Raw genomic sequence first — 26,045 nt, forward strand, 5'->3', positions numbered from 1 at the left:
CGATCAAGCGTCCCGCAAATCCGGCGTTTCGCCGTTCGAAATCGAACGGATGAACTCGAGCTTCATCAGCAAGCGCTTCATGCCGTCCTTGTCGAGACGCTCGGTATTGTGCGAGTTGTAGTCTTCCTGCTTCGAGATTTCCTGCTCGCCTTCCTCGACAAATTTGCCGTAGTTCAGGTCGCGCAGGTCCGGCGGTACGCGGTAGTATTCGCCGAGGTCTTCTGCAGCCGCCATTTCCTCGCGGCTGAGCAGGGTTTCATACAGTTTTTCGCCGTGGCGGGTGCCGATCACGTTCACCGTATGCTTTGGCTTTTCCATGATCGACAACAACGCCTCGACCAGCACTTCGATGGTCGCAGCCGGTGCCTTTTGCACGAACAGGTCGCCATTACGGCCGTGCTCGAAAGCATACAGCACCAGGTCCACCGCGTCTTCTAGCGTCATCATGAAACGCGTCATCTCAGGATCGGTGACGGTAATCGCCTTATCAGCCCTGATCTGGCTGACGAACAGCGGAATGACCGAACCGCGCGAAGCCATCACGTTGCCGTAACGCGTGCCGCAGATGACAGTCTTGTTGTCGTCCAAGCCGCGCGACTTCGCCACCATGACCTTTTCCATCATGGCCTTGGAAATGCCCATCGCATTGATCGGATAGGCCGCCTTGTCGGTCGACAGGCAGACGACGCGCCGGACGCTGTTCTGAATCGCGGCTTCGAGCAGATTGTCGGTACCGATGATATTGGTCTTGACTGCTTCCATCGGGTGGAATTCGCAGGACGGCACCTGTTTCAGCGCGGCAGCATGGAAAATGTAGTCGACACCGCGGGTAGCGTTGAGTAGGCTCGAGAAATCGCGCACGTCGCCGATGTAGAACTTCAGCTTCGGACTATGGTACTTCTTTCGCATGTCGTCCTGCTTCTTCTCGTCGCGGCTGAAAATGCGAATTTCCGAAATATCGGTGTCCAGGAATCGCTCGAGAACTGCGTTACCGAACGAGCCCGTGCCGCCAGTAATCAATAAAGTCTTGCCGGTAAAACGGTCCATTTATCTTCCAGAATTTTGTTGATGAAAAATCTCAATCGCTTTGCGAAACATAGCTTCGTTCGCCTGCAATGCTTCGGAATCGTTCGCGATTTGATAAGCAAATTCAATACAGCGCGAACGCATTTCTTTACGCTCCGGATCTTTGAAGCCCTCGGCCTCTTCGATCGCAGCGACAAATTCGTCGGGCGTGTCGAGCGAAATATCCCAGCCCAAGCCCTGATGCTTCAAGTTTCGCCACGGTGTCTGGTCGCTCACGAGGATCGGGACGCCTGCCGAGAACGCCTCTATGAAACCGTGTCCAAAGTTTTCTCCGCGGCTTGGCACAAAATACAAATCATAGTCGGAGATGGTCTTGCAAACCTGCGTGTTTTGCAAGCCGCCCCGATACTCGACTTTCACATGATCCGGCAACTCCCGAATCAGCGCAGCGCATTCGTCCCAATACTGCGGCGATTCCTTCGGTCCGTAGATCGAAAAATGCAGCGGGACTTTTACTTTCGCCAGGACGCGTAATGCAAAATCGAGATTTTTTACCGGCGCGATTCGCGCTACGAAACAGACGCGCAAGCACTCGGCTCTGCCGCCCCGCTCGCCGCTTTGCGCCGGCCCCATCTTGTTGGTACGCGCAGCCAGATCCGGCACCACAAGCAGGTTTCCTGCCCGGGCACTGACGATATCGCGGTTCGGCGCCATGCGTTTTACGTCGTCTATCTCGCAATCGGTAGATCCCTGCCAGATCACGCCTTCAAACAAGCGGAGCTGCTGCGCCACCCACAAGTACACTTTCTTTTTGAAAGTCTTGATTGCGAAAGCGCCTCTCGAAAATTCGCCGCGCGGCGCCACGATGGTTGGCTTCTTCGATCGCAAACTCCGCATTTTCGCCGCCAACAGGGGGGTCAGTGTATATTGCGGATCGAAAAAACTGTTGAGGTACACAACATCATGCGGCGTATCACGGACCAGGCGCTGCATGCGCGATAAAAATCCTGCGCCGCCGCTCGCATAGAAAACTTTTGCTTTTCCGACCCGATTCCAGGCGTCGGTCGTTATGCCTTTATATGGCTGTGCATCGCCGAGGTCCCGATCGGACGTCACGATTAGGAATTCGTAATGGTCCGACAGCCGGTTTACCATGTTCTCGATCGTCCGGATCGGACCACCACCCTTATAGCCCGGCAAGTAATACCTGACAAAAACCAACACCATCAGTTTTCCCGGCCCGGCCATGAACCTGCAAGGGGTCAAATCGGCATCGATCTGCTCGGTCAACGCGTCGTTTATATCGATCATGTTGCTTCTCTGACGGTCAGGCCTGCACGTGCGATGATCCGTCCGACGCAGGCGCGCCAGCTATGGCTGGACCGCACAATCTCGCGCCGATTCCTTACACGCTCGATCGCCCATCTCTGCTTACTGTTTTCCAGCACGCTGCCAAGATCGGACAGGTCGTCTGCCACGATATCAAGATACTCGCGAAGCGCGTCTGGAAGTGCGTAAAAGTCATTCACGATCACGGTGCCTGGTGCGCAGACGACATTGAACATTTTTGACGGGAAAAAATATTGCTGGTTGAGACCCGCGCTGTAGCGAAGACAGAAATTCCATTTCGCTCTGGCCTGCCATTGCAGGATGATCTCTTCCGGCTGCTGCGCATGATAGATGATGCGCTGCGAACGTTTGGCAGCATTAGCCACATGCTCCTGGAGCGAGCCGCGTCCGAACACATGCAGCGTGTGCTCGGTGCCGCAGGCGATCCATTGGTCGACAAGACGGTCGATACCGTTATGCAGCTCCAACGCGCCTGCAAACACGCCAATATTTTCCAGCGGCACAGGCTCGGCGGATATGAGTTTTTCGGCGAACGCAGTCACCCCGCCCTGGAACAAAATGCATTTTTTCGGTGCAAAGCCAAAATCGCTAACAATCGCATTACTGATCGGAACAACAAGATCGAATTCCCGCGACAGGAAAATCGAGAGACGCTCCGACAATCCACGCATGCTTCGCCTGGACAACAACGAAGCCGTGATTTCCGCATGAATATCCTGTATCAGGATGACAAGGAAAGCACGAGGGCTCAAGATCCGGAACAACAAGAGCGCCAGATTCTCGAACAAGTATGAGTTGTATTGCACACACAGGCGCGGACGCGTTGCCAGGAGCCGCGCCAGGACACACAGCGAAAACACGATATGCTTGATCAGGTGAACATTGATATACCCGATGAATTCAGTACCTTGTTCACGCAAGGACTTCGCCAGGAACGGCCCCTTGGGCCAGGCCGGCAGGGGTTGCATTGCATAGCAAAGCGCGTCTTCGCCCTGATCTCGCAATTCTTTCAGAATCTGCCGTTGGACCTGGTTACCTGCGGCGGAACTCGCGTTCCCGCCGGCCTGTTCAGCAGGCGAAAAGTGGCCGATGAATACGGACTTCATCGGGCACCCTCTCCAAATACGACGGCCTTGCCATCCACAAGATCCTTCAACAACGATCGACGTCCATCCCAACGATTTTGACGCGCAATTTCGCTGCGACGGATCGCATGCTCTTCATTATCTTCCCGGACCGCGCGCTCACAAGCTTCGATGAATTCCTCGTGCGTTCTCGAGCGATAAATGAGGCCAGGCTCTACCAGCTTGAGATTCGGCATCCAAGTCGTAACAACAGGACGCATGGCACACAAGTACACGAAGGTTTTGTTCGGAAGTTCCATGACCGCCGCCTGCGCCGCATTCCGATAGCGATAAGGCATGATCAGAACTTGGTAACGTGCAAGCATCTCCGGCGCCAGTTCACTCGGCACCGGTTGATGAACTTCGAACTGTCGCGGAAACCTGGACGCCAGCTCTGCAATCTGTTTGCCCGTGGACACTACCTGGCCAATAAGACTGACTACCCACCCGGCTTCCAGCATTTCTGCCAACAGATCGAAGTCGATTCTCCAGTCTATGTAACCGAAAAAACATGCCGAACGTGGCAAGCGTACGTCGGACTTAAATCGCGCAAGCGGAAGGACATCGCTATCGTGGCCTGGATACATCACATGCACCGGTCTGCCGAACTGCGAAAGTCGTCGTGCAATGACTTCAGAAACGCTCAGGACACGGCTGCTCGACGCGATGGCGCGAGCTTCGTCGCGGGCGATCTGGTTTGCGACACGCTCGTTCGGCGCCATGGATGCATGGTCATCGTTCGCGACATAAATCACCTTCTCGCGTGGGAACAGAGCCACCAAGCCTGGATGCATCTGGGTGAAACAGAACACCGAATCGACGGAGCTCCCTTTCAGGAAGCTGCTCAGACGGTGGGCAAGCAGGCGTTCATACAACCAGCGTACGACGCCGAATCGATGCAGCAAACGAAAAGGAATATGTGGCCCTGCGAGATTGATAACGCGAATGTTCCCGTCCATGCGGTCGGAATCGACCTGCGGATTACGAAACCCGATCGGAAGGGTTACATAGGTCACATTCATGTCGAGCGCAAGAACCTCCGCCAATTGTTTGCGAAGACGCTTGGGCTCATCCCAATCGCTGATCGTTAATATGACAACGCCCTGCCGGCTTGAATCGAAGTTATTCATGGTCGAGTTGTCTTTCGTTTCTTACAACCTGAGCCGGAGAGGTCTGACCAGTTCTCGGCATGGCAAAGGAAGGCTGTGCCAATATCTCGAAAAGGAGCAAATATAGTCCGAATAAGCGGAAGTCGTCAATTACTGTATTGATCAGGAACGGAATCAGGAACACCGCAAACAACAGAAGTTGTCGTCTATGCCTAGGGAACACAAAATACATGAGCAGAGGGAATGCGAGAATTCCATACGAAAGGTTGATACGAATGAAATCCGAGTGCGGTCTGAATTCTTCGCCGCCCCGCCTCAAATGATAGCCGGTACCGAAAGGAAGCAGGTTGAAGTTTTCGAACATGTATTTATACTTGCCAGAGCGACCACCGCCGAGGTCTTCTTCCTGATCGAAGCGCGCTTCGAAGACCGTGTATGCCTGGTCGATGTCTTCGCTGTAATAGGCCGCCAAACCCGCCAATACTGTTGCGAAGCCGAGCAGCACCATGCTTTTCTTGAAAACCGATGCTTTCGAAACGAAGCAGAGGTAAAGCAGAATAAAAACGACACCGATATACGCGCCACGAGACTGCGTGGCCAAAATGACCGCGATCGCCAATGTGGTGCAAATTACAGACCAGCGGAACTCGTATTCCAGGAACAGGTATCCGACCAACGTCAGGCAAATCATGTAACCTGCGGAATTAGGATCCGAATAAAGGTAGGCAAACCGGAAAATTTCCAGAGTAGCCTCGAGCATATCGAGCGTTTCCGGATAAATTCGTGCGGCGAGTTCACCAAAAAGCGCAGGCTGGAAGAAAAATACCAGCATCGTGAGGAAAACCCAGAAATAAAAGGCCCTGAAAACTTTTACGAGTACCGGGCGAACCACCTCCGTATTAATCGGCAGGAAGGAATAAAGGAGAATACAGAACAACTGAATGGCGCGTTTCAGGCTTTCCTCGGGAACTACATTTTTTCCGCTGTAGGCGCCATAAAGCGCGCTTGCAGTCATGATTGCGAACAGAAGCAAGGCGCAAAGCAGCCGCGGCACCGGGATTTTTCCTTTTGCCAGACTGAAGATGACGAAAAGCAACGACAGCGGAATGCCGAATGCAAAAAGGAGGCGAGGCAGGAACAGCAGGTCGACGAATACGAAGACCTGAAGTGCCGAGGCGAAGTCAAGTGACCTGCTTTGGGACAACCCCGATAACGCATTCTTTACCATCAAATTTCCAGATTCTTCCGGCGAAACTCATCGAATTCGGCTTCAGGTATATAGCCCCGATACTCATGCTGGCTTCGATAACGGACACACTTTTCCGGATCGAGCTTTTTAATGACTTTTGCAGGATTTCCGGCAATGATGCAATAACCTTCAGGGAAGGATTTGGTGACCACGGAGCCGGCACCAACGACCGTAAAGTCGCCAAGAGTGACGCCGGGAAGAATCATCACATTCATACCGATCCAGCCGTACGAACCGATTTCCACGCTTGGAAATGTTTCCTCATGATGAATTCGGCAATCGTACACATCATGGTTTGCGCTGATCAAACCGACGTTGCACGAGATTTGCGTGTAATCGCCGATGAGGATTCCGCCGCGTCCTTGAATGTAACAGCCGGGCATAATACCCGGCGAGGTCTCGATACCGGCGAGTATGCGGTGAGGTGACGTAACCATACTGGAATGGTGCACTGGCCAATATGCGCTGCGATTCTCACCGAACAGCTTTTGAATGACCCACATCCGCAAAGTGACCGGCGTATGGGTCTCTCGCGTTTCCAGTACGGCGCGTATGATGGGGATGAAGGTCAACAGATCGGCGATTTTACGCTTGATTCCCATTTTAAATTTCCTTCATCTCACCGCCAGAAAGCCGGTAGGCATACACTAAATACAAGAGATACAAAATGCTGTTAAGCAGAACCATGGTTTTCAATGCAAGCCATTGATTGTTGAGCTTCCATCCAGCCAGCATCGATATCGCAGCCGTGAACAATAGCGCCATCTGCCCCCTCATGTCGAATTTCATCTTATTGCGAACATAAAGGCTCATGGAAAGAGGTGAGGCAACGAACCTGATGAAATAAAGCGGCGAAAGCATTTGTGCAATTTTTCCGGCAACGCGCCATTTGGCGCCGAAAACGAAACTGAAAATTTCTTCCCCTAAAATCATCATTGGCAAAAAAAACAAGCATGCTGCAAGTAAGAGCTGGAAAAAGGTCCGGAGAAATTCTTTACGAAAATTCCCGTTTGCCGCATTGCTTTGGGTTGCCCGTACCCGGTACACAGAACCGATGGCGCTGCCAATAATATTGAGGGGGGCTGCCAGCACACGGTCTACAAGTGCATAAAATCCCAAGAACGAGGTTCCGAAGAAACTGCCGAGCAGTAAGGTCGGTAATTGGCCACCAACCACGCCGAACAGCGAGGAAGGCAGATCGACCTTGGGATAGTCCAGGTAGCGTTTTGCGGCACTTAGCACGCGGTGCTGCGGGATATCCGCACCAATGCTCAGTCCGGACATGCTCCACGCCAGCAGGGCTGCGATCGCAAGCGCGACAAGAGACGAGGAAAGCAGGCCCCACGTGCCGAAGCCGAAATGACCGAACGCGATTGCCAGGACGGAGGAACATAATGCCGTCGAAATGCGAACGATAGCAATTGCTCCGGTCCGGACGTGCCGCATTAGGTAAGCCGAGTAGCCGAGTTGAACGGCCGTGCAGAATACGCCGACCGGGACTGCCAGCATCCAGAGATGCTGAAGCGCGTCGCCACGCCAGAATCCGACGCCCAAACCGACCGTCACAACCGTCATGCTTACTGCGAACATGGCCAATGCGACGCCGTTGACGACGGCAACCAAGGCACGAGCGACTGCATCGGTGTTCGGGCTGATGATGGCGAAGTCGTAGCGGGCCGTCGACACGAGCGCGAGAACCGCAATCGCAGACGTGTAGATTGCGAACGTTCCCATCTGTTCAGGCGCGTATACGCGTGTCAGTACCGGACTGGCAAGGAACGCGATCGCCTGCGCAGAGATGGCGCCAAGAAAGATGGCTGGTGCCCCTTTGAGCATCTGCCGAAACGAAGAAAGGCGTCTAACAAAGACCATTAGTGATTCGCAGAGGTATTACGCATGGGCTTTGCGGACGACTTGCCTCATTTGGCCGTACAGCTTCGCGAACGAGTTCCAGGCTTCCCGTTCGGAAGGGTAGCCGGCGTGGGAGTTCACCGGGCGCCGCAGGTATTCGTCCAGGTCGACGCGGGTCCAACCCATCTTTTTCAGGAAATAGTCGACGTCTGCTGCCATATCGGCCTCGGAAGGATACGGAATCTCTTCCAGCATCTTGATGGCGTCGTCGCGAGACATCTGGCCAGTTACTACCAGAGCGCTGAGATGAACGCGCCGCTTATCGACCTTGAACTTGCGCGGCAAGATGTAGCCTTGGTAGAAGCGGGTGAAAACCGACTCGTAATGCTTGTATGGGTACGGTTTGTAGCCGAAATTCGCCTGCAGCTCTGCCAGCGCCCCCGCCTTGGTATAGTCAAGGAAGTCGAGGAACGATACCCAGCGGTAACGCCGGATGCTCTGGTACCAGAAATGCCTAAATGCCCCGAGCGACGGGAAGGTTTTCGGCGCCGGACCATTGAACTGCCGCGAAATGCCGTGAATGTTACGCGCATCGAACTTGAACCAGTTCCACTCCGAGGGCATCCGCAGGCCTTCTGTGGACTGATTGGTGCCGGCCAAGATGTATTTCACACCGTGAGCCAAGGCTTGCTGGTAGTTCACTGCCAGCATTGCATTGTCGTAAAGCAGTTCGACATCGATCACATCAGCGTCGAAAAATGCCTGCATCAGGCCGCGATATTCGTGCCAATCGATCACGTGTGTGTAAAGATCGACACCGAGTTTTTTAACGAGATTTTCGATGTTGCTCTGTGCCAGCTCGGAATTCCAGCCGTTATCCATGTGCACCGCAAGCGGACGCAGGCCCAGTTGCTTGGCCTGCACCAGCGTCCAGGAACTATCCAGGCCACCGGATACCCCGACGATACAATCGTAGGGTTTGTTGCGCCCCTCGTGTTTTACCGTAGCGACAAACTGGTCCAAGACCGCCCGTTGGTCCTGTTGAGTGCGGGTCAGCATGCCGTGAACGCTGGATGCGAACTCGCTGCAGTAATTACAAGTCCCTTGGGTGTCGAATTGAATATCGCTCGCTGTACTGTCCATAACACAGCGAGTGCACATCTTGTAATGTTGATTCATTATGAATTATGAGATTCCAAGCACACTATCGATTTCGTCGGGGCTCGGGTAAGTAATAAGTACCGCACGGTGCGGACCATGGAAAACGAAAAACGCACCTGCCGCGACCGCACTCGCGCCGCTTCGCAAACCTGCAGAAATGTCGGCAAGGCTTCCCACCCCACCGGACGCGATGATCGGGACAGAAGACTGGGCGGTGGCAGTCGAAATCAATTGCGTGTCCATTCCGGCCATCATGCCATCGCGGTCCACAGAGTTGAGATAGATTTCGCCGGCGCCAGCCTGCTCAACCGCTTTCAAGTGTTCTTGCCAGTTCTGGCGCCGCACGTTGCCGGTACTGGCTTCGTAAAGGCGCAACCTGCCGAACAGGTCTTTCTTGATATCGATCGAGGCGACGACGCTTTGGCTGCCGAAGCGGCTCGCAATATCGCCGATGAGATTCAGATCCTGAAAAGCGCCGGTCTGGATGCTGACTTTTTCGACCCCCATCTCGAACAGGATGCGCGCCTGGTCGACCGTTGCGATACCGCCGCCGTAGCAAAGCGGCATGAAGCACTCCGCTGCGAACAGCTCGATCAGCGCGTAGTCCGGGCCCTTTCCGGTTCTGCTCGCGTCGATGTCGAGCACGATCAGTTCGTCGACCTCTTTCTGGTTGAATATTCGGATCGCGTTGACCGGATCGCCGACGTACTTTTGATTCGCGAACTTCTTGGTCTTGACGAGGCCGCCACGGCTGAGCAACAAGCTCGGGATTACTCTTTGTCGAAGCATGTTCAAAGTTCTCCGAAACGCTTCATGAGTGCGAGACCGTAACGATGGCTCTTCTCAGGATGGAACTGTACGCCGTACAAATTTTCTTTTTTGAAAGAAGCAACAAAATCATGGCCGTAGTGAGACGTCGCCAAAACGTCGCTTGCGTCGTTGCAGCGGACAAAGTACGAATGCACAAAATAAAAACGCTGACGCTCGTCTTCCGGCACAACGATCGGATTTTCACGGGCGATTTGCAGATTGTTCCACCCCATGTGCGGCACCTTGAGGTGCTGTTGCTGTTCAGGGAAAACAAAGCGCTTTACTTCAGCATCGATCCAGTTCAGGCCCGGCCGTTTTCCTTCCTCGCTCATGCGGCACATCAATTGCATACCCAGACAAATTCCCAGGATTGGAATACGCTTCTGATGAGCTACGTTGTTCAAAGCATCGATCAGGCCTGCTTCATCGAGACGCCCCATGCCATAGTCGAATGCTCCGACACCGGGAAGGATCAACTTGTCGGCTTGCAGTACCTGTTCTGGCGTCTGGACGATACGCGTCTCGATACCCAATACACGAAACATGTTGGCGATCGAGCTGATGTTCCCGCAACCATAAGAGAGTATAGAAATCATAGGCCGGGCGACGACTTAGCAATCCTTGCAGAATTCGCGAACCGCGCTGACCACCGTGTCGAACTGGGTGATCGTCAGTTCCGGGAAAATCGGAAGCGACAGGATTTCCGACGAATGTTGATGCGCATTCGGGAAATCATCAGGCACATGCCCGAAGTGCTTGTACGCCGGAAGGAACGGCAGCGCGACAGGGTAATTGATCACAGTTTGGATACTACGGGCCCCAAGGAACTTCGCCAATTCGTCGCGCTTTTCGTGGCGGATGACGTACAGGTGCCAGACTGGATCGCGGCCCTCAGCGACATAAGGCGTGGTCAACCCAGGCGTATTGGAAAGTGCTTCGGTATAGTTGTTCGCCAGATTTGCACGGGCACGGGTCCATGCCGGGAGATGCGGCAACTTGACCGAGAGGATAGCCGCTTGAAGTCCGTCCATCCGGCTATTGATGCCTTCGATTTGGTGATCGCCTTTTTTCAAACCACCATGCCGGGCGAACATCGCCATTTTTTCCGCCAACGCTACATCGTTTGTCACGACCGCACCGGCGTCGCCCATGGCGCCGAGGTTTTTGCCGGGATAGAAAGAGAAGGACGCGGCATTGCCGAAGGTGCCTACCAATTGGCCTTTGTAGCGAGCCAAGTGGGCTTGGGCGCAATCTTCCAGAACCCACAGCTTGTGTTTGTTGGCAATATCCATGATAGCGCCCATATCTGCCGCTTGACCGTACAGGTGCACCGGGATGATGCCAACGGTATTCTTCGTGATCTTGCTTTCGATCGCTCGCGGGTCGATCGTCATCGTGTCCGGATCGGTATCGCAGAACACGACTTTGCCGCCCGCCTGGGTAATCGTTTCGGTCGTCGAAATCCAAGAATGGGCTGGAGCGATGACCTCATCTCCAGGCTTGATGCCGAGCGCCACCATTGCGATGTAGAGCGAGTCGGTGCCGTTGGCGCACGAGACGCAATATTTGCGCTCCATGGCCTGAGCGAACATCTGCTCGAACTTTTCCACATATGGGCCGCGGATGAACAAGGATTTCTCGATGACGTCGCTGATTGCAGCATCGATGTCGCTCTTGATGGTCAGATATTGAGCGTGAAGGTCGACGAAAGGAACTGAAGTATTCATATATTTACCAATTAGCTTTCCTGATCAGACGTGCCGGGTTTCCCGCGTAGACGCCCTCTTCGTTAATGTCTTTAGTGACGACAGCGCCGGCACCGATTACTACGTTGTTGCACACCGTGACCGGCAGGATGGTCGCGTTGCTGCCGATGGACACGTTGTCGCCGATCTTCGTGCTCTTCCAGAGCGACTTGTTACCGCGTGCAGGACCACCTGTCGCGAACAAATCATTGATGAACATGACGCCATGCCCGATAAAGCAATCCTTGCCGATATCCACGAGTTCGCAGATGAACGCATGCGATTGCAACTTGGTCCGGTCGCCGATGCTCACGTCGCGCTGGATTTCGACAAACGGACCGACGAAGACGTTGTTGCCGATCGAGCATCCGTACATGTTGACTGGATTAACGATGGTAACGTTTTCGCCGAACGAGACGTTATGGATGCCAGCCTCGCGAATCGTCGGCGCGGTCAATTGTTCCCCCCCAGTTTGCAATGCTGAGGACGGAAACGGAGGTGGACTTCCTTGCCGGTTTCGATCGACTCGTAAATTGCGTTGATCAGTTCGAGGCTCTTCCGGCCTTCGAGACCATCCACCAGGTGGCGGCTATTATTGCTGATGCTGTCGACCACATGTTCGTAATACGCCTGGTGCCCGAAGCCATATACATTCGGCGGATTGACCGAATATTGCTCCATGACGTGTTCATCGCCAGCTTGCGGCTCGACGAAGTGCCAGGTCTTCATCTTGTTTACCGCAAAGCCGGCGATCTCTACCGTCCCGCCCTCGCCGAGGATGGAAATCGATCCTTCCAGGTCTTTCGGTCGTGCAGCAGTAGTGGCCTCGATGACGCCAAGGGCACCGTTACGGAACTTGAGCGTGACCACAGCCGTGTCTTCCGCTTCGATGCGGGCCAAGGCGTTAACACTGCGCGCGAAAACACTGTCCACTTCGCCCATCATCCACTCGAGCATATCGACGTGGTGGCTGGCCTGATTCGTCAGCACGCCGCCGTCCATTGCCCAGGTACCGCGCCAAGGAGCCTGGTCGTAGTATTCCTGCGTCCTGCACCAGCGCACGCGCACGGTACCCAGCACGAGTTTGCCAAAACGGCCCTCTTCCATGGCGCTGCGCAGTTTTACGACCGGCACATTAAAACGGTTCTGCTTGACGACGAAAAGTTTGACGCCGGCATCGTCGCAGGCGCGAATCATCGCATCGGCATCGTCCAGCGTGAGCGCCATCGGCTTTTCAACGATGATGTGTTTCCCATGCCGGGCCAGTTCGACAACGTTCTTGGCGTGATTTCCACTCTCGGTCAGCACCACCACGGCGTCGATACCGCCGGCCAACATCATTTCGTGCATGTCGGTGTAATAAGGCACGGAGAACTGTTCGCCGATCGCCTTGGCTTTCGACTCGACAAGATCGCACACGGCAGCGAGACGCGCTCCCTCGATTTGTCCCAGTCCAAGCAATTCAGAATGCCTCTTGGCGATCCTGCCGCAACCCACGAGAGCAAAATTAAGCATGTTACGTCCTTTCAATTATTAAATTTTTTCGAACTGACAAATCGCGATTCTGCGATGTCGTCTCAGTCGCTGCCGAATAAATCGCGGGTGTAAACCTTGTGCTGAACATCGTCCAGCATGTCTGTTTGCCGGTTTGCGATAATCACGTCCGCTCGTTCCTTGAAAGCACCCAGATTTTGCACGACCGGCGAATTGAAGAAACTGTCCTCTTGCAAAGCCGGCTCGAAAATGATGACTTCGACGCCCTTGGCTTTCAATCGCTTCATCACGCCCTGGATACTGGAGGCTCTGAAATTGTCCGAACCGGTTTTCATTACCAGACGATAAATTCCAACGGTTTTTGGCTTTTGCCTGAGGATATCCGCCGCGATGAAATCCTTGCGCGTCGTATTCGACTCGACAATGGCGTGAATCAGGTTTTGCGGAACGTCTTGGTAGTTTGCGAGGAGCTGCTTGGTGTCTTTAGGCAGGCAATAGCCGCCATAACCAAAGCTGGGATTATTGTAGTGACTGCCGATGCGAGGATCCAGGCAGACCCCATCAATAATCTGGCGAGTATCCAGTCCGTGTGTCAATGCATACGTATCGAGTTCGTTAAAGTAGGCTACGCGCATCGCCAGGAATGTATTGGCGAACAGCTTGATTGCCTCGGCTTCGGTACTGTCGGTGAACAGCGTTGGAATGTCTTGCTTGATTGCACCGCCTTGCAGCAACGCTGCGAAAACCTGTGCCCGCTTGGAGCGCTCACCCACCACAATACGCGAAGGGTGAAGGTTATCCAACAAAGCCTTGCCTTCCCGCAAAAATTCAGGCGAGAAAATGATATTATCGACACCGAATTCCTGCCGCACCCTCTCCGTGTAGCCGACTGGAACCGTGGACTTGATCACCATCGTTGCCGTTTTATTGATAGCGAGAACGCTGCGAATCACCGATTCGATCGATTTAGTATTGAAGAAATTGGTTTCCGGATCGTAGTCGGTAGGCGTGGCAATAATGACGAAGTCTGCCCCGCCATAAGCCTCGTTCTGGTCCATCGTAGCTCGGAGATCGAGGTTTTTAGAAGCCAGGTACTCTTCTATTTCCTTGTCTTCGATCGGCGACTGCCGCCTGTTGAGCATGGCAACTTTTTCGGGAACGATGTCGAGCGCAACAACCTGATTATGCTGCGCCAACAAGATGGCATTTGAGAGACCTACATAACCGGTACCGGCAATGGCGATTTTCATATTTAAAGCCGCTAATTTTCTTCTTTATGCGCTCGATTTCACATCGCAGCACTCTGTTGACAATACTGTAAACTCCCGGCTTTTCAGCGTTTTACGCGTCCGAGTTGGGTTTTCAATTCCGCCCATTTCGCAGCATTTTTAGACGAGATGAGTGCCTTTTTCTTGGCCTCGACCACCAGCGCCCAGCACATGGCACCAATCACGGCAGTCAGCGTGGCCAGCAGAACCATCAAAGCACGTTTTGGCCTTGTTTTAAATTCCGGTTCGACAGCAGTGTCCAGAACTTGGATGATCGAAGGATCCTTTGCCTCATCGAGGCGCGCAACTTCGTATTGTTTTGCGATCGCCTCGTACAGCATCTGTTGATACTTCAGGTCGCGCAGCAGCTTGATGTTTTCGAGCCCGCCTTGTTTCTCCGAGGTGGTCAACTCGGAACCACTGCCGTTTTCGAGCCTCGAAAGTTCAGCGCGCATTTCGTTCAACTCTTCCTCTACCCGACGATATGACGGATTGTTAGAAGTCAGGAACGCACGCATCGAAGCAAGCTGAATTTCTTTCGCAGACAGTTGCGCTTTCAGCCGGGCGATGGTTTCGACGATGCCCTTGCTCTCGATGTCGACACTGATCACACCGCGTGTATCGAGCCTGCCTTTCAACGCCATCTCGGCTTTCGCAAGATTATCCTTGGCGGTTTCAAGCTGGCGTTCATAGAACAGGCGCCGCTGCGAAGCATCGGTTACGGCCATCAGCTTCATCAAGCGGAACAGTTCGCCCCCATACGCATTCGCCAAAGGTGCGACCAGTTGCCTGTTGGTGTCTTCGAATTCAATGACGATCAACCCGTCCTTTCCGGTCGTGATACTCGTACCTGCTTCAAGCAACTTTCGCGCTTTTTCCTGCGAATCGGTGTCGTAAGCTTTCTTCAAGGAAAACTGCGCGATCAGGCGATCGGCAACCGTCCTACTCCTCAACATGCCGACGTAAAGTTCGTTCGGGTTTTTTACACCAGCAGCGCCCGCTGCCGCACCGGCAACACCACCCAATTGAGACAACAGGGCGGCTGCGCTCGACTGGCTCTGCTGGGGTGGCAAAAGTTTAGTAGTGGCTTTGTAGACATTGGGCAGCGCCATACTCACGGCCGCGGAAAGAACCGCGGCGCCGAAGGTCACGGCTATGATTGCTTTCTTGTGTTTCGCCAGAGCGATCAGCAAATCGATCATCGCGCTCTCACCTTCAAGCGCTGAAGCATCGTGTTGACGATCCATGTTACCTATTTGATTCATGCTATATAGATGCCGTAATTGATTGGGCTAATCGGGTTAATTGCGAAGCGTTTTAATTGCGGCTGCGCCAAGTCCAAAGTTCGCAAGAATCTGGGTCCACTCGCGCGCACCTTGCGTAAATTTCGTCCAGGCAGTCTGCTTGTCCAGCTTCTCAGGCACCACGATCGTGTCTCCCGGCATGACCTCAAGACCACCGATCTTGCCGAAAAACCAACTTTGCGAGTCCTCCGACACTACGGTGCCGTCGACCCGCAGCACGAAGGTATTGTCGATGTCGGCATCCGCCGTCGTACCGGCCAGCTTCAGGTAATCCTTGACGCGGCTATTCGGCTTCCATAGCGGCGAAGCTTCGACATTGACGGCACCGAACACATGCACGAACGCCGGCTTCGACGGCACCACCAGGCGATCGCCGTTCTGCAGTGTCACCTGCGGCAGACGGGCAAACGAGCGCTCTTTCGGATCGAGACCGAAAGCGATACGGCCGGTCGGCTGCAGCTTGCGGAAACGTGCGATACGCTCTTCGGCAGTACGGCGCTCGCCTTCGAACTGGGCGGTCAGGGCCGCAGCCTCGGCCGAGTTCGCGCCACGCAAGTTCGCCAGTTGGCGCGACTGTTCACTGCGCAGCTGGGTTTCCAGGCGATCTGCCGCGCGCTGCAGGTTCGCCTGCTGCTCTTTCTTCACATCTTCACGGTAGAAGCCGGTACCGAACAGGTAGGCATTGCCTGTCGGGCCGCCCGCCTTGGCGATCAGGCTCTGCAGCGTATCGCCGGCAGTCATCTGATACACACCCGGCACCTTGACCTCGCCTTCGACGCGCACGAACACCTGGCGCTTGTCCATCGGCACCGCCACATCTTCCTGCGAGAAGATGGTCACAGTATCGCCCGGCTGCAGCTGGACGTTGTCCGCACCGTTCGGGTTGCTGAACACGGCGCCCAGGTTGAACGGGATCAGCTTGGTGCTCAGGTCGGCGCGGTTGACGCGCTCGACGACGGCGTAATCCCAGTTGATCGGGGCGATCAGGTTGCCGATGCGCGAAGCGATCTTTTCCGCGTCTTCGGTCGTGTCCTTTTCGAGGTCGCCGGCCGCCACCACATTGTTCTGACGCCTGGTCGACTCGCGGGTAATCAAGTATTCGCGGCTGGGGATCAAGTCGCTGACGCGCATGCCCTGCTTGAACGGCGCGCGCACCGGCTGGTCGACGTTACCTCGCAGGATCACGGCGTTCGAGAAATCCGGGGTGATCGAGGTCACGTTGAGCACGTCGCCATTCTTCAGCGGACGCTGCAGGCCTTCAGTGTTCAGCGCAAACTCTTCCACGCTGCGCGGATGGCTCCTGGTCGGATCGATGCGCTCGAGGTAGGCACGGCGCGGATCGGCCACTACCGGCAAGCCGCCGGCGACATCCAGCAGGGAAGCGACGCTGTCGCTGCTGTTCTTCAGTTCGTAGATCGCCGGGCTGTTGACCTTGCCGACCAGCGCCACATAGCCGCCCGCCGGTGGGATGTAGATAGTGTCGCCGTCCAGCAGCTTGATGTCGGCCGACTTGTCGCCCTTGGCGATGAAGGAATACAGGTCCAGCTCCGCCGCGACCTTGCCGCCGCGCTTGACCTGCACGCGGCGCATGCTGCCGTTGGCGTTCGGACCGCCGCTTGCAAACAGCGCGGTCACCAGGGTCGACAGGCTCGACACGGTATAGGTGCCCGGACGGCTGGCCTGGCCCACGACGTACACGGTGATCGCGCGCAACTGGCCGAAATTGACGCTGACCGTCACACCCTTGTACAAGCGCGCCACGGCATTGCGGATCACGCTTTCGGCATCGCCGGCCTTGACGCCTGCCAGCACCACCGAACCGATGGTCGGGATATTGATCGTGCCATTACGGTCGACGGTGGCGCGGAAATCGATATCGATCGTACCCCAGCCGCGGATCATCAATTCGTCGCCCGGACCCAGCGGATAATCGCTGGGGACCGGCGAATTCAGGATAGGCGCGAAAGTCGACGGCGCATTGGCGAAGAATTCGGAACCGAAAATCGGCAATACCCTGCCGGTATTATCTGCGATGAATTTCTGGAATTCGCTCAAGGGCGCGTTTTGCTCAGCCATTTGCTTCTGAAGCTGGCGAGCATCCACACCATTGGCCGGCGCCTCAAAACGGCCGGCCTGGTTCATACCATTCGCTGCCGCACGGCCTTGCCCCTGAGCTTGACCGCTTGCCAGACCTGCCGCCGTGTTGGTGATCGACAGCTTGCGGGGCGCCGCAGACGCGGGCGCGACTGCCGAGTCAGCAACGGACGAGGGCGTCTCCTGGCTAAACATATCGGCCTTGCTGGCCTCCTGTGCAGAAGCGGTAATAGCGGTCACTGCCAGCGCGGCGGCTGTAAAACTCTTGTTGAACTTGAACATTGGTCTTGGAAGGGATGGGGCGTGGACGCGATTCAAACAGCCTGCCATTTTACCCGAGGGCAATGGGGATAGGAACCCTTTTGTTGTCTCCGTTTCCACTCAATTCGTCGCCATGGATGTGGAATTCGGCATATTCACCACAATCGAAATACCCCTTCGATGGGGGATTGGCAAGAGCGCAAAACACTCTTTGTTTACCTATGGATAGATTGAACCTGCAGATGCAACACCGCGTGACTTTTGGTGAGATTGTGAACAATTACCATAATCACACTCCAATTAACAGAACACCACATACGTTGAAATCTAATTAATATGAATAGACGATCTGATATAAAGAAATTTATTTCGATTTGCCTAGCATTTGCAACAATTTCACACTCGGCATATGGCGCAAGCGATAACGCCGAAGCCCGAGCCGCGATCGCCGAAGCCGAACGCGCCGAACTCCTCGCCCGCCTGCCGCCCTCCTCCATCAAGCCGCTCCAGGGCAGCATCGACACGAAGCAGTTCGGCGCCGCCGGCCTGGTCCAGGCCTTCGATCTGGCCAAAGACCTGGCGCACGAGATCTGCACCGCCCTCCCCGCCGACCGCAAGACCGCCATCTATGAACCCGCCGCCACCCAGGGCATCCTGGCCGCGCGCCAGGTCGTCGATGCCATCGAGCGCCTGAAGGATGACCTGACGAAGCAGAACAAGGCGCTGCAGCAGGTGATCGAGGCGCACACGCCGCAGGGCAGCAGCGCCGCCATCGCCTTTACCCTGCTTACGGCGGTGCCGGCCACGCTCAAAGCGGGCGCCGACCTGTCCTCGCTGTTCAAGAGCGATGTGTCCGTGCAGGGCATGGCCTATGGCGAGGGCGCGAGGAGCCTGTTCGCGACCCTATTGGCGCGTGCATGTCCAGGCAAGATCAATAGACTAGGCGCGGGCTACCTGGGTGAGCTGGATGGCAGGCAGTACACCTCCCTGCTCTCGCGCGTACGTGCGCTGGCGGCTCAGCGCGGCGAGTTCGCGCAGCGGATCGGCGCCGTCGACCGCCTGGCGGATGCGACCAAGGGCGAGGAGAAGCGCGAGCTGGCGGCGGTGGCGTCGGGCGCCGGCGCGCTGCTGAAGACCGTCGACGCCTTCATCGATTCGCTCAATGCCGGCGAGACCGGTGATCGTAGCCCTTTATATAACGCCGCGCGCTACCTGGGCTATGCGGCACGCACCGAGGGCATGCTGTTGCTGGATTTCGATTTGCGGCTGGAGGGGATGACGATCGTGAAGGATTCGCTGTTCACGGGGCAGAAACTGCGACTGTCCGGCGTGGCCTTCCTCTGGTACCGGGTGCACGAGCCGGATGGGACGCTGCGCATCGCGGATGCGGCGCGCAGGATTTCACGGCCAGTGGAGGTGGATTTACGGGGCGAAGAAGTGAGCGGCGAGTTTTGGAGTGAATCGCGTGGGCACGGGGTGCCCACCCTACATTAGCGTTCCAGACGTTTTACTTTTTGCTCGATCGCCCCGAAAATCGACTTGCCCTTCTCGTCCAGCATCTCGATGCGGATCGTGTCCCCGAAGCGCATGAACTGCGTCACTGGCTGGCCGAACTCGATCGTCTCCAGGCAGCGCTGTTCGGCGATGCACGAGTAGCCGCGCGATGTGTCCTTGTTCGACACCGTTCCCGAGCCGATGATGCTGCCGGCGCGCGCGTTGCGGGTCTTGCAGAGGTGGGCGATCAGCTGCGGGAAGTTGAAGACCATGTCGACGCCGGCATCCGGCTGGCCGACCAGGCGCTCGTTCCAGGTCGAGCGCAGCGGCAGGTGGACTTTGCCGCCCTTCCAGGCATCGCCCAGTTCGTCCGGCGTCACCGCTACCGGCGAGAAGCCGGTCGCCGGCTTCGACTGGAAGAAGCCGAAGCCCTTCGCCAGCTCGGCCGGAATCAGGTTGCGCAGCGAGACGTCGTTTGCCAGCATCAGCAGGCGGATCTGCTGGTGCGCTTCATCCGGGGTCGCGCCCATCGCCACGTCGCCGGTGATCACCGCCACTTCCGCCTCGAAATCGATGCCCCACTCCTCGTGCGCGAGCACGATGTCGTCGGTCGGGCCGATAAAGTCGTCGCTGCCGCCCTGGTACATCAGCGGGTCTTCCCAGAACGAGGCCGGCATCTCGGCGCCGCGCGCCTTGCGTACCAGTTCGACGTGGTTGACGTAGGCCGATCCGTCCGCCCACTGGTAAGCGCGCGACAGCGGCGCCATGCAGCGCGCCGGGTCGAAGTCGAAGGGACGGCGGGTGCGCCCTGCATTCAGCTCCTCGTACAGCGCCTGCAATTGCGGGGCGATGAAGGCCCAGTCGTCGAGGGCGGCTTGCAGGGTCGGCGCGATGCCGTCGGCGATATGGGCGGTTTTCAGGTCACGCGAGACGACGGCCAGCTGGCCGTCGCGCGATCCATCCTTGATGGTGGCAAGTTTCATCTCGCCATTGTAATGCAGCTCAGAATGTACCGAGCAGGCCGATACCGACCACGTTCTGGTAGTAGTTGTAGTCGATCAGGCTCTGGCCGTAACCCGAGAAGTACTGCGCATAGCCCTTGAAGTGGCCGGCCAGCGGGAATGCCCAGCTGAGCTGGACGGCGCCGCGGTTGGTCGAGAAGTTCCGGCGCAGCAGGGCCGAATAATCGTGGCCATTGTTGCGATAGGTGACGTTCAGGTCGCCGCGGCCCATGTAGTCGACGATATCCGGATTGTTATCCTCGCTGGCCGATTCGTTGACCCGTTTCCAGACGCGGCCGAGCACCGTGAAGCCGGCGCGTTCCAGGCCGACCTGGGCGTAATACCGGTTCCAGCTGCGCGACAGTGTCGACGCCTGCCCGTTCGACTGGTGCACCACGCCGAGGTTGAGGAAGCTCGCGTGCATGCCGAGCACGTCGAAGTTCAGCGGCGTCACCGCCATCAGCTCGGGCTGGTAATTGGTTTCGCGGAAGGGGCTGGAAGCCTGGCGGTTGCCGGCCTGCCAGAAGCTGTTCTGGGTGTAGCCGAACCAGAGGTCGACCGGCTTCTTCGCGATGCCTTCCACCAGCTTGGCCTTGAAGCTCAGCTGGTACACCAGTTCGTTGTGCGCCAGGTCGGTGTTGAAGTCGGCGAGGTCGCGGAAGGGCCGGTAAGGCTCGTTGTTCGGATGCGCCGTGCGCGTGATCATCAGGTAGTTCACGTTGTGCGGCCGGAAATTGAAGACGCCGCGTCGGTGCTCCTGGTCCAACTCCCAGTGGTCGGCCAGGCTGAAGCCGCGAATCTTTTCCGGCGACAGGTCGAGCGAGGCCTGGACTTCGCGATCGACCTCAACTTTGGCGACCGCGGGCGCCGTTGCCGCATCGGTGGCCGGGGTCGTGTTGACCCCGGCCAGGCGGTCATAGCAGGCAAGGCGCACGACGGCGTCCGCGATGCGTGCGCAGCCGGAGATGTCGGGAGCGCCCTGCTGGGCCAGGGCCGGATTGATGACGAGGAGTGTTAAAACGGAGAGATATTTATATGATTTCGTAGGCATGAGTCGTTATCTTGGTGACAAGCACTGAGATGACGAGTGTCGCGGAAATGCCTCAACTACGTCGCACGGCAGCCTCCGGCGTGACTTATGCTGGCACCAGCAGATCCAGCTGCGCCTGCTCCAGGAAACACCACTCCCCTTCCTTCAAGCCCAGCGCCTCCAGCGTCAGGCCGCCGATCTGCGAACGATGCAGTGCCAGGCAATGATTGCCCGCAGCCGCCAGCATGCGCTTGACCTGGTGGTACTTGCCCTGCTCCAGCACGATCTCGAGCTGGTGCTCGCCGCGCTGGATGCAGGTCACGGCCGCCAGCGGCGCCGGCTCGTCGTGCAGCTGGACGCCGCCCAGCAGCTGGTCCACCAGAGCCTGCGTCACCGGCTCCTGGGTCGTTGCCTGGTAGACCTTGGGCACGTGGCGTTTCGGCGAGGACTGGGCGTGGATGAAGGGGCCGTCGTCCGACATCAGCAGCAGTCCGGTGGTGTCGTGGTCGAGGCGGCCGACCGGCTGCACTTCGCGCCAGGTAAATTGCTCAGGCAACAGGGTCAGCACGCCCGGATGGTGGCTGGGCTTGCGCGAACATTCGAAGTTGGCCGGCTTGTAGAGGGCGATGTAGACGCGTTCGCGGTACACCCATTCCTCGTCGAATACGGTCAGGACCAGGCCGTCGGTCTCGACCGTCGTCTTGTAATTGTCCAGGACTTCGCCATTGATGGCGACGTCGCCGTCCTCGATCAGGGCGCGGCAGTATTTGCGCGTACCGAAGCCTTGCGATTGCAGGATGCGGTCTAGGGATAATTTGCTCATGGGCCGCGACTTTAACAGAACCGATGTGTATGGCAAAGCTCAGTTGGTTCCACAGTTTGAATCAGCGGCAAGAACACGTTTGACACAGCTCAAGAGCGTCGCGAATCCTGTTGTTACACTGAAACCTCATTAGGAATCGACCTACAAATTTTAAGCGTAGGACTACGACTACATAAGAGAAATGAGGATAAAGTGCATATCGATCAGCATCCAAACCGCGAACCCTACCCGCTGAGGACGAGCCCGAGCCGCTATTACCGGCCCGCAGAAGAGTACGCCGCCGTGTTTCCGACCCGCCTCGCCCTTGCGCGCTGGACGCGGGGCGGCGACATCCCGCATGTCTTCTCGTCCACCCGACACATATCCATGCGTGCCGCGTGGTATGCCCAGGCCCAGCGCCAGTTCCAGGCCTGGCTCGAGGATGGCGGTTTTCATGCTGAGTAAATGAAAACGACGGCTTTCGCCGTCGTTTCCTCCCATTGCGGGATCCAACCTGAGGAATGAAGTTCACTCGATACCGCACGTATGCGGGTCTGTAGTTGTAAGCTACAAAACAACTATAGACGACACTCCCGAAGTTTCAAGGCGAATATTGATTGATCAGCGCAGGCTGGGAACAGCTCCACGGTAAACCGACTTCACTGCGCCCGCGCCGACCGAAGCGCCGAATTTTTTCAGCACGCGCTCAGGCAGGCCTTCGTGGGCGGTGTAGTCGATGATGTCCTCGGCCTTGACCACGTCGCGGGCCACGGTGTCGACCGTGCCGAAACCGTCGGCCAGGCCCATCTCGACCGCCTTGGCGCCGGTCCAGTACAGACCGGAGAAGATTTCCGGGTTTTCCTTCAGGCGCTTGCCGCGGCCGGCGCGCACCACGGAAATGAATTGCTCGTGGATTTCGTTCAGCATGGCCAGCGCGTGCTGCTTCTGCTTGTCCGATTGCGGGCTGAACGGATCGAGGAAGCCCTTGTTCTCGCCGGCCGTCAGCAGGCGGCGCTCGACGCCCAGCTTGTCCATCAGGCCGGTAAAGCCGAAGCCGTCCATCAGCACGCCGACCGAGCCGACGATACTCGCCTTGTTGACATAGATCTTATCGGCCGCCGCCGCAATGTAATAGCCGCCCGAGGCGCAGATCTCGTCCACCACCACGTACAGCGGCTTGTTCGGATAACCCTTCTTGAGGCGCTGGATCTCGTCGACGATGATGCCGGCCTGCACCGGGCTGCCGCCCGGGCTGTTGATGCGCAGCACCACCGCGGCCGAGCCGGCATCGGAGAAGGCCTTGTTCAGGGACGGGATCACGGTGTCGGCGGCGCCGCTGCCTTCATCGTCGATGGTGCCGTCGATCTCGATCAGGGCGGTGTGGCGGCCCAGCGATTCGATGTCGGAGCCGGTGTTGAAGTCGAAATAGGCCCAGATCGCGAACAATGCCAGCAGCAAGAAGGAAAATTTGAAGAAGATTCCCCAGCGCCGCGCAGCCCGCTGCTCCCGCACCGTGGCGAACACGAGCCGTTCGAGGGTTTCGCGCTCCCAGTTGCGAACGGTGCCCGGGCCGTCGTTGGCTTTCTGATTCTCGTTGCTGTTGTTTTCGCTCATAAATGTCTGCTTGATTTACTTCGGCGGCTGGAAATGCTGGTCCGGCTGCCAATAGACGCCATCCCCCGCTTCGCGCACGGCGATCGGGCGCAGCCTGCCGCCCCTGCATGGCCCACCGGTGCAGACGCCGGTTTCGGGCACATAAATCGCGCCATGCGTCGAACACATCAGGTACAGCTTGCTCGACTCGAAGAACTCACCCTTGAACCAGTCCAGCTCGATCGGAACGTGGGCGCAACGGTTCAGGTAGCCATAGACCTTGCCGCCATAACGCACCACGAAACCGGTCGCTTCATCTCCATACGCGAGGACGGGAAAGCGCACGCCATTGCCGCCGTCGACCAAGGCATCGGAGCCGCAGATGAAGACTTCGCTCGCCTCGCTCATGCGTTCTCGATCAGCCACTGATGGAGTTCCGGCACGTTCTTTGCCGTGAAGATCGGGTGACATGCCTGCAGTTGCTGCACAGGATGCGCGCCGTACTCGACCGCGATGCCGGCAGCGCCTGCATTGTTGGCCATGAGCAAGTCATGCGTTGTGTCGCCGATCATAACGGTACGACGCATGTCCTGCCCCAGTTCCCTTGTCAATTCTTGCAACATTGCAGGATGGGGCTTGGAAAATGTCTCGTCCGCGCAACGGGTCGCATCGAAGGTCGATAGCAGGCTGCAAGCGTTCAGCGCACGGTTCAGGCCGACCCGGCTCTTGCCGGTCGCGACCGCCAGGAAATAGCCGAGCTGCGAGAGCTCTTCCAGCATGGCCGGCACGCCCTTGAACAGGACCAGTTCGTGGTCTTTTGTCAGGAAATGGTAGCGATATCGCTCCACCATGCGCGGATACAGGGCCGGATCGATGTCCGGCATGACCGCCTGCATGGCTTCCGACAGGCCGAGCCCGATCACATGCGCGGCCGCGGCATCGCTGGGAACGCCGAGGCCGAGGTCCTTGGCGGCCGACTGTATACATTTGACGATGGTGGCGGTGCTGTCCATCAGCGTGCCGTCCCAGTCAAAGACGATCAGATCGAATTGCTTGCGTGACATTATGAGTGTTTGCCTGTTGGTTGCCCCAAGCTTACCAAGAAACGCTCGCACTCCGCCGGAAGCGGCGCCGTCAGGGTCATCGGTTTGCCGGTTTCCGGGTGCTGGAAGGTGATCCGGTACGCGTGCAGGAACATGCGCTTGAGGGCGCCGCGCGCGTCGTTTGCCTTCTGAAGCTGCTTGTTCAATGCAAAATCGCCGTATTTCTCGTCCCCTAGAATGGGGAAACCGCTCGAGGCCAGGTGCACGCGGATCTGGTGCGTGCGCCCGGTCTTGAGCTCGGCTTCGAGCAGGGCGAAGTCCTGCCACTTGCGCAGCAGGTTGAACACGGTATGTGCTTCCTGGCCACCGGCCTGCACCACCACGCGGCGCTCGCCGTCAGCGGTCGTGAATTTGTGCAGGGGCAGCTTGACGTGCTGGCGCGGATTGGTCCAGTTGCCGCTCACCAGGGTCAGGTAGCGCTTGTCGGTCGTTCCTTCCCGCATCTGGTCGTGCAGGTGGGTCAGGGCCGAACGCTTCTTGGCCAGCAACAGCAATCCCGAAGTTTCGCGGTCGAGGCGGTGCACCAGTTCCAGGAACTTGGCCTGCGGACGCGCCGCCCGCAGCTGTTCGATGACGCCGTACGACACGCCCGAGCCGCCATGCACGGCAACGCCGGCCGGCTTGTCGATGACGAGCAGGTGGCTGTCCTCATGGACGATGGCGAACTCGGCGCCGGGCACGGGGACGCTGCCGGCAGCCTTCTCGGCAATGCGGATCGGCGGAATCCGCACCACATCGCCGGCTTGCAGGCGGTACAACTGATCGATACGTCCTTTGTTCACACGCACTTCGCCGGAGCGGAGGATGCGGTAAATATGGCTTTTCGGGACACCTTTACAGACGCGCAGCAGGTAGTTGTCGATGCGCTGTCCAGCTTCTTCTTCGGCGATCGTTACAAGCTGGACAGAATTCTTCTCTAAGTCCTTCATTTTGAATATATAATCGACAGGCGGCGGTCAAACCTCTGCAGGTGTAAGAATTAAAACGATATTTTACACAGGGGCGCCTTCGTCGGCCCCGCAATAATGCGAATTCGATGAAGAAAAAGTGTACGCACGGTCTTGTGAGTATCAGGGTTGCACCGCAGTTGTAATCGGGTAGCGCACAGGACTGCAGGATTGGATTGTTTGGAATCTTAAGGATAAGTACCGGCAAGCCGGCTTTTTCGGCTCGCCG

26 protein-coding genes are annotated in these 26,045 nt (G+C 56.9%); 3 read left to right on the forward strand and 23 right to left on the reverse strand.

Annotated features, from left to right (window positions below; translation table 11 throughout):
* Positions 1-3: 3 nt before the first annotated feature.
* The 16 genes from AC07PE_RS03655 to AC07PE_RS03730 all read right to left on the reverse strand — a co-directional run bounded on the left by AC07PE_RS03655 (position 4) and on the right by AC07PE_RS03730 (position 17,567).
* Positions 4-1,047 carry a polysaccharide biosynthesis protein gene (locus tag AC07PE_RS03655; RefSeq protein ID WP_498761674.1) on the reverse strand — a complete coding sequence of 348 codons (1,044 nt, stop codon included), beginning with the start codon at positions 1,045-1,047 and terminating at the stop codon, positions 4-6.
* Entirely contained in the window at positions 1,048-2,337 is a 1,290-nt protein-coding gene (locus AC07PE_RS03660) for a glycosyltransferase family 4 protein (protein WP_498761676.1), read from the reverse strand.
* Positions 2,334-3,482, reverse strand: a complete 1,149-nt coding sequence (locus tag AC07PE_RS03665) for a hypothetical protein (protein WP_498761677.1) — start codon at positions 3,480-3,482, stop codon at positions 2,334-2,336. The genes AC07PE_RS03660 and AC07PE_RS03665 overlap by 4 nt, the downstream gene beginning before the upstream one ends.
* On the reverse strand, positions 3,479-4,630 hold the full coding sequence (locus AC07PE_RS03670) for a glycosyltransferase family protein (protein ID WP_498761679.1): 1,152 nt from the start codon (positions 4,628-4,630) through the stop codon (positions 3,479-3,481). The genes AC07PE_RS03665 and AC07PE_RS03670 overlap by 4 nt, the downstream gene beginning before the upstream one ends.
* Positions 4,623-5,837 carry an O-antigen ligase family protein gene (locus AC07PE_RS03675; protein WP_498761681.1) on the reverse strand — a complete coding sequence of 405 codons (1,215 nt, stop codon included), beginning with the start codon at positions 5,835-5,837 and terminating at the stop codon, positions 4,623-4,625. Before AC07PE_RS03675 ends, AC07PE_RS03670 begins: the two co-directional genes overlap by 8 nt.
* Positions 5,837-6,460 (reverse strand): acyltransferase, encoded by a 624-nt coding sequence (locus AC07PE_RS03680; RefSeq protein ID WP_498761683.1) that lies wholly within the window; start codon positions 6,458-6,460, stop codon positions 5,837-5,839. Before AC07PE_RS03680 ends, AC07PE_RS03675 begins: the two co-directional genes overlap by 1 nt.
* Position 6,461: 1 nt before the next feature.
* On the reverse strand, positions 6,462-7,694 hold the full coding sequence (locus AC07PE_RS03685) for a lipopolysaccharide biosynthesis protein (protein ID WP_498761685.1): 1,233 nt from the start codon (positions 7,692-7,694) through the stop codon (positions 6,462-6,464).
* Positions 7,695-7,748: 54 nt separating this feature from the next.
* Positions 7,749-8,888, reverse strand: coding sequence for an N-acetyl sugar amidotransferase (locus AC07PE_RS03690; protein ID WP_498761687.1), 1,140 nt, complete (start codon positions 8,886-8,888; stop codon positions 7,749-7,751).
* Between the two features lie 6 nt (positions 8,889-8,894).
* Complete coding sequence (locus AC07PE_RS03695) at positions 8,895-9,659, reverse strand: AglZ/HisF2 family acetamidino modification protein (RefSeq protein ID WP_498761689.1); 765 nt, start codon at positions 9,657-9,659, stop codon at positions 8,895-8,897.
* Between the two features lie 2 nt (positions 9,660-9,661).
* A complete protein-coding gene (gene hisH, locus AC07PE_RS03700; RefSeq protein ID WP_498761691.1) occupies positions 9,662-10,276 on the reverse strand; it encodes an imidazole glycerol phosphate synthase subunit HisH in 615 nt (204 codons plus the stop codon).
* A 15-nt stretch (positions 10,277-10,291) separates the two neighbouring features.
* Positions 10,292-11,407 (reverse strand): DegT/DnrJ/EryC1/StrS family aminotransferase, encoded by a 1,116-nt coding sequence (locus AC07PE_RS03705; RefSeq protein ID WP_498761693.1) that lies wholly within the window; start codon positions 11,405-11,407, stop codon positions 10,292-10,294.
* Positions 11,408-11,411: 4 nt separating this feature from the next.
* The gene (locus AC07PE_RS03710; protein WP_498761695.1) at positions 11,412-11,882 is read right to left on the reverse strand and encodes an acyltransferase; all 471 of its coding nucleotides are present in this window, start codon (positions 11,880-11,882) and stop codon (positions 11,412-11,414) included.
* A complete protein-coding gene (locus tag AC07PE_RS03715) occupies positions 11,879-12,940 on the reverse strand; it encodes a Gfo/Idh/MocA family protein (protein ID WP_498761697.1) in 1,062 nt (353 codons plus the stop codon). Before AC07PE_RS03715 ends, AC07PE_RS03710 begins: the two co-directional genes overlap by 4 nt.
* A gap of 62 nt (positions 12,941-13,002) precedes the next feature.
* On the reverse strand, positions 13,003-14,169 hold the full coding sequence (locus AC07PE_RS03720) for a nucleotide sugar dehydrogenase (protein WP_498761699.1): 1,167 nt from the start codon (positions 14,167-14,169) through the stop codon (positions 13,003-13,005).
* A gap of 83 nt (positions 14,170-14,252) precedes the next feature.
* Positions 14,253-15,434 (reverse strand): Wzz/FepE/Etk N-terminal domain-containing protein, encoded by a 1,182-nt coding sequence (locus AC07PE_RS03725; protein WP_498761701.1) that lies wholly within the window; start codon positions 15,432-15,434, stop codon positions 14,253-14,255.
* A gap of 54 nt (positions 15,435-15,488) precedes the next feature.
* A complete protein-coding gene (locus AC07PE_RS03730) occupies positions 15,489-17,567 on the reverse strand; it encodes a polysaccharide biosynthesis/export family protein (RefSeq protein ID WP_498761703.1) in 2,079 nt (692 codons plus the stop codon).
* A gap of 124 nt (positions 17,568-17,691) precedes the next feature.
* On the opposite strand from AC07PE_RS03730, the gene AC07PE_RS03735 reads away from it, so the two are divergent.
* On the forward strand, positions 17,692-18,075 hold the full coding sequence (locus tag AC07PE_RS03735) for a hypothetical protein (RefSeq protein ID WP_498761705.1): 384 nt from the start codon (positions 17,692-17,694) through the stop codon (positions 18,073-18,075).
* Positions 18,076-18,182: 107 nt separating this feature from the next.
* Positions 18,183-19,340, forward strand: coding sequence for a hypothetical protein (locus AC07PE_RS03740; protein WP_498761707.1), 1,158 nt, complete (start codon positions 18,183-18,185; stop codon positions 19,338-19,340).
* On the opposite strand, the gene AC07PE_RS03745 is transcribed toward AC07PE_RS03740, so the two are convergent.
* The 3 genes from AC07PE_RS03745 to AC07PE_RS03755 all read right to left on the reverse strand — a co-directional run bounded on the left by AC07PE_RS03745 (position 19,337) and on the right by AC07PE_RS03755 (position 22,194).
* Complete coding sequence (locus AC07PE_RS03745) at positions 19,337-20,323, reverse strand: fumarylacetoacetate hydrolase family protein (RefSeq protein ID WP_498761709.1); 987 nt, start codon at positions 20,321-20,323, stop codon at positions 19,337-19,339. The two genes, AC07PE_RS03740 and AC07PE_RS03745, sit on opposite strands and share 4 nt — an antisense overlap.
* 19 nt (positions 20,324-20,342) lie before the next feature.
* Positions 20,343-21,392 carry a phospholipase A gene (locus tag AC07PE_RS03750; RefSeq protein ID WP_498761711.1) on the reverse strand — a complete coding sequence of 350 codons (1,050 nt, stop codon included), beginning with the start codon at positions 21,390-21,392 and terminating at the stop codon, positions 20,343-20,345.
* 85 nt (positions 21,393-21,477) lie between these two features.
* A complete protein-coding gene (locus tag AC07PE_RS03755; RefSeq protein WP_498761715.1) occupies positions 21,478-22,194 on the reverse strand; it encodes a pseudouridine synthase in 717 nt (238 codons plus the stop codon).
* Positions 22,195-22,386: 192 nt separating this feature from the next.
* On the opposite strand from AC07PE_RS03755, the gene AC07PE_RS03760 reads away from it, so the two are divergent.
* Positions 22,387-22,638 carry a hypothetical protein gene (locus AC07PE_RS03760; RefSeq protein WP_498761720.1) on the forward strand — a complete coding sequence of 84 codons (252 nt, stop codon included), beginning with the start codon at positions 22,387-22,389 and terminating at the stop codon, positions 22,636-22,638.
* A gap of 156 nt (positions 22,639-22,794) precedes the next feature.
* On the opposite strand, the gene AC07PE_RS03765 is transcribed toward AC07PE_RS03760, so the two are convergent.
* Genes AC07PE_RS03765 through AC07PE_RS03780 form a run of 4 tightly spaced genes read right to left on the reverse strand, consistent with a single transcriptional unit; the run spans position 22,795 to position 25,798 of the window.
* The gene (locus tag AC07PE_RS03765) at positions 22,795-23,787 is read right to left on the reverse strand and encodes a S49 family peptidase (protein WP_498761721.1); all 993 of its coding nucleotides are present in this window, start codon (positions 23,785-23,787) and stop codon (positions 22,795-22,797) included.
* 15 nt (positions 23,788-23,802) lie between these two features.
* On the reverse strand, positions 23,803-24,174 hold the full coding sequence (locus AC07PE_RS03770) for a Rieske (2Fe-2S) protein (RefSeq protein ID WP_498761723.1): 372 nt from the start codon (positions 24,172-24,174) through the stop codon (positions 23,803-23,805).
* Positions 24,171-24,830, reverse strand: coding sequence for an HAD-IIIA family hydrolase (locus AC07PE_RS03775; protein WP_498761724.1), 660 nt, complete (start codon positions 24,828-24,830; stop codon positions 24,171-24,173). Before AC07PE_RS03775 ends, AC07PE_RS03770 begins: the two co-directional genes overlap by 4 nt.
* Positions 24,830-25,798 carry an RluA family pseudouridine synthase gene (locus AC07PE_RS03780; protein ID WP_498761726.1) on the reverse strand — a complete coding sequence of 323 codons (969 nt, stop codon included), beginning with the start codon at positions 25,796-25,798 and terminating at the stop codon, positions 24,830-24,832. The genes AC07PE_RS03775 and AC07PE_RS03780 overlap by 1 nt, the downstream gene beginning before the upstream one ends.
* Positions 25,799-26,045: the final 247 nt, after the last annotated feature.

Source organism: Telluria sp. GW821-FHT07G12 (assembly GCF_059418525.1).